Source organism: Photobacterium sagamiensis (assembly GCF_050337085.1).
Lineage (GTDB): Bacteria > Pseudomonadota > Gammaproteobacteria > Enterobacterales > Vibrionaceae > Photobacterium > Photobacterium sagamiensis.
Map to the genome: position 1 here is coordinate 1 of NZ_JAKJSP010000099.1, position 6,708 is coordinate 6,708.

The 6,708-nt window shown below is 44.1% G+C and carries 7 protein-coding genes and 1 pseudogene; 6 read left to right on the forward strand and 2 right to left on the reverse strand.

What is annotated here, in order from left to right; translation table 11 throughout:
* Together L4D76_RS28175 and L4D76_RS28180 are read left to right on the forward strand one after the other, a co-directional pair.
* A pseudogene (locus L4D76_RS28175) lies at nt 1-237 on the forward strand (serine/threonine protein kinase); the annotation flags it as partial.
* A gap of 413 nt (nt 238-650) precedes the next feature.
* Nucleotides 651-1,499, forward strand: coding sequence for an agmatine deiminase family protein (locus tag L4D76_RS28180; protein ID WP_428444140.1), 849 nt, complete (start codon nt 651-653; stop codon nt 1,497-1,499).
* Between the two features lie 573 nt (nt 1,500-2,072).
* Here the strand turns inward: L4D76_RS28180 and L4D76_RS28185 are convergent.
* Complete coding sequence (locus L4D76_RS28185) at nt 2,073-2,516, reverse strand: hypothetical protein (protein ID WP_428444141.1); 444 nt, start codon at nt 2,514-2,516, stop codon at nt 2,073-2,075.
* Between the two features lie 582 nt (nt 2,517-3,098).
* On the opposite strand from L4D76_RS28185, the gene ectA reads away from it, so the two are divergent.
* Genes ectA through L4D76_RS28205 form a run of 4 tightly spaced genes read left to right on the forward strand, consistent with a single transcriptional unit; the run spans nt 3,099 to nt 5,595 of the window.
* Nucleotides 3,099-3,608: a diaminobutyrate acetyltransferase gene (gene ectA, locus L4D76_RS28190; RefSeq protein WP_428444142.1), complete on the forward strand. Its 510-nt coding sequence runs from the start codon at nt 3,099-3,101 to the stop codon at nt 3,606-3,608.
* Complete coding sequence (gene ectB / locus L4D76_RS28195) at nt 3,608-4,903, forward strand: diaminobutyrate--2-oxoglutarate transaminase (RefSeq protein WP_428444143.1); 1,296 nt, start codon at nt 3,608-3,610, stop codon at nt 4,901-4,903. Before ectA ends, ectB begins: the two co-directional genes overlap by 1 nt.
* A gap of 58 nt (nt 4,904-4,961) precedes the next feature.
* The gene (locus L4D76_RS28200; protein WP_428444144.1) at nt 4,962-5,384 is read left to right on the forward strand and encodes an ectoine synthase; all 423 of its coding nucleotides are present in this window, start codon (nt 4,962-4,964) and stop codon (nt 5,382-5,384) included.
* Nucleotides 5,377-5,595, forward strand: coding sequence for a hypothetical protein (locus L4D76_RS28205; RefSeq protein ID WP_428444145.1), 219 nt, complete (start codon nt 5,377-5,379; stop codon nt 5,593-5,595). Before L4D76_RS28200 ends, L4D76_RS28205 begins: the two co-directional genes overlap by 8 nt.
* A gap of 233 nt (nt 5,596-5,828) precedes the next feature.
* Here the strand turns inward: L4D76_RS28205 and L4D76_RS28210 are convergent.
* Nucleotides 5,829-6,708, reverse strand: an 880-nt coding sequence (locus tag L4D76_RS28210; protein ID WP_428444146.1) for a transposase, incomplete at its 5' end; no start/stop codon positions are given.

Consider the following 6,708-nt stretch of genomic DNA (forward strand, 5'->3'; position numbering starts at 1 on the left):
ATGAATACACTGATCCTTGACCATAAAACAGTGTGTGTCGAAGCATCGGAAAAACCCCAGCAAGAGCAGTTTGATAAGCTTGGTTTCGATGTTGTTCCTGTTGATTTGCGTGACGCTTATGCCTTTGGCGGCGGCCTACACTGTGCAACTGCAGATGTATGGCGTGAAGGTACGTGTGAAGATTACTTCCCTAATCAATTTGCAGGGGCGCACGATATCAGCCATTGGGAATATTAATAAATTATAAAGCGTCTCCTTTAGGATATTCTATTGGATGGGAATAATCCTAAATATCGACAGAATCCGGGATCAAATTTGGTCCCGGATTTTTATTTATCCGGATCTGCCAAACCATAATTCCTCGGCTGAGCAATGACATCAGCAGATCTCTTTCGTTACGATTAAAGGTTACCTGACAATACAGCGTGACACTGTCACTCCGTCGTCAGTGAGATTGTATCTGATGTCTGATAATCAGCTGGGAAGATTTGCCTTCTTAGGGCCTAATGATTACAGCTACGTCGGTCTGTAAAGCGGAACGATGATCAAGGTGCAATAACCGGTGGTTGGATCATTGTACGTTACCTTCCCGTTACCCAGCCTTTCTTAAACTAGCGCTGTCAATTCGGTGCAAACAAAATGAAATGCTTATGTTCAGTTCTTCACGCAAACTACTCAATATCGCTATTTTGTGTGCTTCGGCAGCTTTGGTTGCATGTTCTGCTGACTCAACACCAACACCCACAATAACTTCAGCCAACACAACTAATGTGCGTGTTCCTGCTGAATGGGAAACCCAAGCCGGAGTTTGGATGCAATATCCTGATCAGTGGGAAGCGGATATGCGCCCGGCATTCGCCAGGATCGTTTCAGTCGTGCAGCAATATCAGCCAGTGCACATGCTTACTCGCAACGAGCAGGAAAAAAGTCAGGCTCAGCAACTATTGGCCGAACTCGGTGCCGCTGATAAGAACATTCAGTGGCATGTCGTGCCATTCGACAACGCCTGGATGCGTGACAACGGGCCTATTTATGTCACCGACGGTAAGAAAACATGGATTCAAAACYGGGGTTTTGACGCTTGGGGAGGCAACTTTGGCGGCGATGTTAGCTACACCAATGATAATCTCATCCCAGACTATGTTGCCAAGCAGCTAAATGTCGAGTCTGAACAATATCTTGACTACATACTAGAGAAAGGTAATGTCGAGGTGAATGGCGATGGCGTTCTGGTGATCAATTGGGATTGCCAGGATCAGCGCAATCCTGGCATGACACCGCAAGAGCATGAAGCCATCTTAAAAGAAAAGCTCGGGGTGCACACCATTGTCTGGGCTTATGGTCATTACCCGGAAGATGGCACAACTGGCCACATTGACGGCACGGCACGATTCATCAATAGCAATACATTAGCCGTCACAGTTCTTGATGACAGTACGACAGACGATCAACTAGTTACCGACGCAGAAGCTGCCGGGCTCAAGGTACTGCAGGTTTAACGATCACTAATCCGATCGCTATTGAAACTGATTATTCAAATGAATCCAATGATTATGGCTACGGCGTAGGGCTGTACCTAGTAACAACCCTTTGTCAAAAGATGGGGTGGCAGTGTGCGGTTGAGCAAGATACTAAACAATTTCAAGTGCGAATAGCCAACTTGGTTTAGTAACCAAATCCCTTGTGTAATAGCTGCACCAGCTACATCTTGCTTTTTCATAGCGAGCGGGATAGGGCGTTTATTTCTGAATGTGGCTCTGCCGGACAATAACGATAAAGGCAGAGTCAGTGGCTTACCATAAAACCTGCAGTTAAGTTAAAATCTGCAGTTAAGTAGAGAGGGGACATAATTAAATTAGAGCTTATGTTCCGACCTAACCGTTTCGGATAAGGAAAAGTATCTCAAAGTTAGCTGTGTTGCCCACAACCTTAGGGGTGCGAGAGTTGACAACACGATCTCCACATTCAAGAACCCAGCCGCGATAGGCTGGGTTCTTTGTTCAAGCTTACACAAAAATAGTAATGGCAATGGCTTGGACCTAAGGCTCCCGGTGGTAGATCGGTGTTGGCGGTTAGCCCGCAGGTAGAGTTGTCGGTGCTTTGGCGGCCTTGGGTTCACAGCGCAGCCCCATTGCGTTACCAGAATCAAGCATGTACATGATGCACGAATAGGCCGTGTTTGAGCGCGGGGTAAACTCGTAGAGTTCGGAGTTCTCAGCCCAGGTGTCCAGTTCATAGGCAAAGTCAGGCGGCAGCAACTTGATTGCTTTACCCTGGGTGCCTTTAGGGATGCAGGACAACCCCATGTCTTTGCCAGAATCTAGCATGAGCATGATGCAGGCACGATCAGGGCTTGCTTTGGGGGTGAACTCATAAACCTCGGAGTTTTCCTGCCAGGTGTCCAGCTCATAGGCGTAATCTGGCTTCTGGTCGGGCAAATTACTTGTCTCGCTGTTACAGCCTGCTAGTACCAGGGAGAACGCGAGGGGCAAAAGAACGATCAAACGGTTTGTCATGATATTTCCTAGTTAATTTAAAAACTGCCAGCCTTGAACGATAAAAATAAATTTATGAGTCAGTCACATAATTAGCATGTTGGTAAAAGCAGACAATTACAATATTTGACAGCAAGGTTTCTGAATATAATCAGTATGAGAAAACGACTATTCACCAATGTGTTAACGGACTAGACCCTATCACTCACCCAGTGTAGCAACTATCCAGGCAGAGTCAGCATTCCTACGAGCAGGTTTTGGCAAAGGCTGGGACAAAACTGCGTTTGGTCTTATGCTCTAACTCGGGTGTTTCGGATAAAAAAAGGTATCACAAACCGCGCCCCCACTTGCAACATAGCCCACAGCATACTTTAAGCTCATTCATATCCCTTCCTGCCATGACCATCCCACATAGACATTAATTTTCATGGTTGAAACTCATTTTTTATTTCACCTGCTATATTTAGTACTCAAAACAAAAAAGCATGGCAAACATTAGAATTTAGGTTAGGGATGGCTTGCTGGCGGCGGGGTCCAATGATTTCCAATGAAAATAATGCTTAGACAACTAATTAAATTCTTGCTTATCATGAGGAGTATTCTGTGTCTTCATCACAAAATGTTGTACTAAGAGCACCTGAACTCAAAGACGGTATGGCTGTTTTCCGCTTGGTGGAACGTTGTCCGCCGCTAGACACAAATTCCAGCTACTGCAATTTGCTTCAGTGCGGGCATTTCTCAGATACCTCGGTAGCTGCGGATATAGATGGAGAATTAGTAGGATTTATTTCCGGATATGTGGTTCCGGAACGGACAGATACGCTGTTTATCTGGCAAGTGGCCGTTGCCGAGCAAGCCAGAGGCTTAGGCCTGGCATCCCGCATGTTGGCACATATTCTTATTCGCCTAGCCTGTCAGGATATCAACTACTTAGAGACGACCATTACGCAAGACAATCAAGCATCCTGGGCCTTATTTAAAAGCATAGCAACGAAGCTGTCAGCAGATTTCCAGCCATCCGCGTGGCTGGACAGAGAAGCTCACTTTGATGGATTACATCACTCAGAGATGCTTGTGCGCATTGGCCCTTTTAGAAAATTAAGAGAAATGTAATGAAAATCTTTGATGAAATAGAATCCGAAGTCCAGAGCTATGCCCGTTCCTTTCCTCGCATATTTAATCGAGCGAAAGGGGAATTCATGTGGGACGAAGATGACAATCAATATCTGGACTTTCTAGCCGGAGCAGGAACCCTTAATTACGGCCACAACAATCCAATTTTCAAAGAAGAGCTATTAAAGTACATCGAAAACGATGGCATTACTCACGGCCTTGATATGCACACCAAGGCCAAGGGCGAGTTTTTACAGGCCTTTAACGACAAAATTCTTAAGCCTCGTGGTATGGAATATATTGTCCAATTCACTGGCCCAACAGGCACTAATGCCGTTGAGGCGGCAATGAAAATTGCTCGTAATGTGACTGGGCAACAAAATATTGTGACCTTTACCAACGGATTCCATGGAGTAAGTCTTGGCTCACTGGCTGCAACGGGAAATTCACATCACCGTGATGCCGCCGGAGTAAGCTTAACCGGTACGCACCGTATGCCATACGATGGTTACCTGGGCGAAAACATTGATACGACCGAATATCTCGATAAAGTTTTATCTGATTCTAGCAGCGGTATCAATTCTCCAGCAGCTGTTATTGTTGAAACCGTTCAGGGTGAAGGCGGCATTAACGCAGCCAGTTTTGCATGGTTACGCAACCTTCAGGCTATTTGCAAAAAACACGGCATTTTATTGATTGTTGACGACATCCAAGCAGGTTGTGGCCGCACTGGCGATTATTTCAGTTTTGAAGAGGCTGGAATCGAACCTGACATTATTACCTTATCTAAATCTTTGGGTGGTTACGGCTTACCGTTTGCTGTTGTGTTGATGAAACCAGAATTAGATCAGTGGAAACCAGGAGAGCATAACGGCACCTTTAGAGGTAATAATCTGGCATTTGTCACGGCTAAAACGGCCATCGAGCATTATTGGTCGAATAATACATTTTCAAAAGAGATCAAACGTAAGGGCCAATACACCTCAAATCGTCTAAAAGACATTGTAAGCAAGTATGGCGAAGGCAATTTTACAACTAAAGGACGGGGAATGTTTCAAGGCATAAATTGTGTCAATGGAGATATTGCGGGGAAAATAACAAGTTGTGCGTTCAAAAAAGGACTCATTATTGAGACCAGTGGTGCAGATGATCAAGTTGTGAAGTTCTTGTGCCCCTTAATTATTACTGATGAAAACCTAAAAAAAGGAATTGATATTGTGGAGTCAGCAATTAGGGAAGTATGTGCAAGAGAGACAGAAATTCCAGAAGAAAAAACCTATTTTAATGAAAGTTAGCTTTGACAGACAAACCATACTCGTTGTAATCCAGAAAATTTAAGAATCAGGAAGATGTATGATCGTACGAAATTTATCTGATGCAAACCAATCCAAGCGAAGAGTCGTTTCACCCGATGGGAACTGGGAGAGTACTCGCCTGTTATTGAAAGAAGATAAAATGGGATTCTCTTTTCACATTACCACGATTTATGAAGGGGCTGATTTCCAAATGCATTACAAAAATCATTTGGAATCTGTCTATTGTATCTCTGGTGAAGGTGAAGTGGAAAATCTGGATGACGGCACGAAGTATCGAATTGAACCTGGCACAATTTATATCTTGGATAAAAATGATAAGCACGTTTTACGCGCGTTTAAAGAAATGAAAATGGCTTGTGTATTTAACCCTCCTCTGAACGGAAAAGAAGTGCACAATGTCGAAGGTGCTTATGAATTGGAAGCAAAAGCAATTACAGACTTAAATCAATATTATGAATAAAATCATTGCCAACAAGCTAATAGAATGTGATTGCACAACCGTATTTGACTTCTATTCATCTCGTAATGGCCAGGCAGCAAAAATGATTGCAAGAAAGAATCCGGTTGTTTATGCCCCCAAAGATGTAGCGCCACCGATTGCCCCTTTGGCTATCGAGCAGTATAACAAACATGGTTTTGTTGTTTTGGATGATATTTTTTCGCCTGAATAAACGTATCTTGGACAGGCATACTTAAGTTGGTCATGTATCTTGGACAGGCATACTTAAGAAGTCACTAAGACTGACATCATTAAGTTGGTCAAATACATCCGAAATAGCATTGTTGCTTTTCTTGCTYGTAATMGCCTRAACCTGAAGCAATTTTGTGTTTATGGGTTATTGGAAGGAAGGTTTATCCTTCTGAGACAGAAATTAGGTGGTAGCTTTTAATTATCTAAGGCTATTTACGTGGTGAGCCTGTAACCCTGTGCTCGAGAACGGTTGAAAGTTACCATAGCAGCCTGAATGGATCGCGATGAGCCAATGAGCAACGCACGTTGTCGTTCAAATTGGGTGCAGGCTTTTAACCAATTTTTCTGCTCGATATTTAAACGTTGCAGGATTGGCGGTGTGTTGGATTCAATATACCCTGTTTTACCTTTGCGAAGCTGTCGACCTGTCCAGTCAACAAGCTCTATGTAATCCATCAATCGCATAGGGATCCCTTTGATGATGGCGTTGTTTGGGTTACCAATGAAAGGGTGAAGTGAAGGAGCCGTTAGCTTTTCATTTTTCAGAGCCTGAAGCCTTGCTTTTATCGACGTATAATCAGACTTTTCTGGCGTTTTGGCAATGCCAGCACGGATGGGATTTAAATCGACATAGGTCATTGCAGCAGCCAGCGCTTGTTCATCCAGCAATGCTTGGCACTTAAAGCGACTTTCCCAGAAATGTCCGGTACATTTATCTTCTTTATTCGCCTGTGTGGCGATATCTAAATTGAGCTCACGCATAAACCAGCTGAGGTTGGCGAGTCKAGAACGCCAYTCGTCGATGATGGTTTTGCAGGCGTTGAATTCGGCGTCGCTTTTRGTATCACCAGTCAGCAACCGCTGGATCAGTACCGGTTTGTTATGAAGGGTACACCAGCGTTCAATGACTTCCTGATCTGTTAACGCTTGTGCTTTCTCTTTATCAATATGCACTACCAGGTGGTAGTGGTTACTCATTACTGAGTAGGCRCAAATATCAATGCAATARATRCTGCTGAGTTGTTTGATCTTCGCTTCAAYCCACTCGCGACGGTGTTCAAAAGACGTTTCTGTTGCTTCATCGTAGCCACAG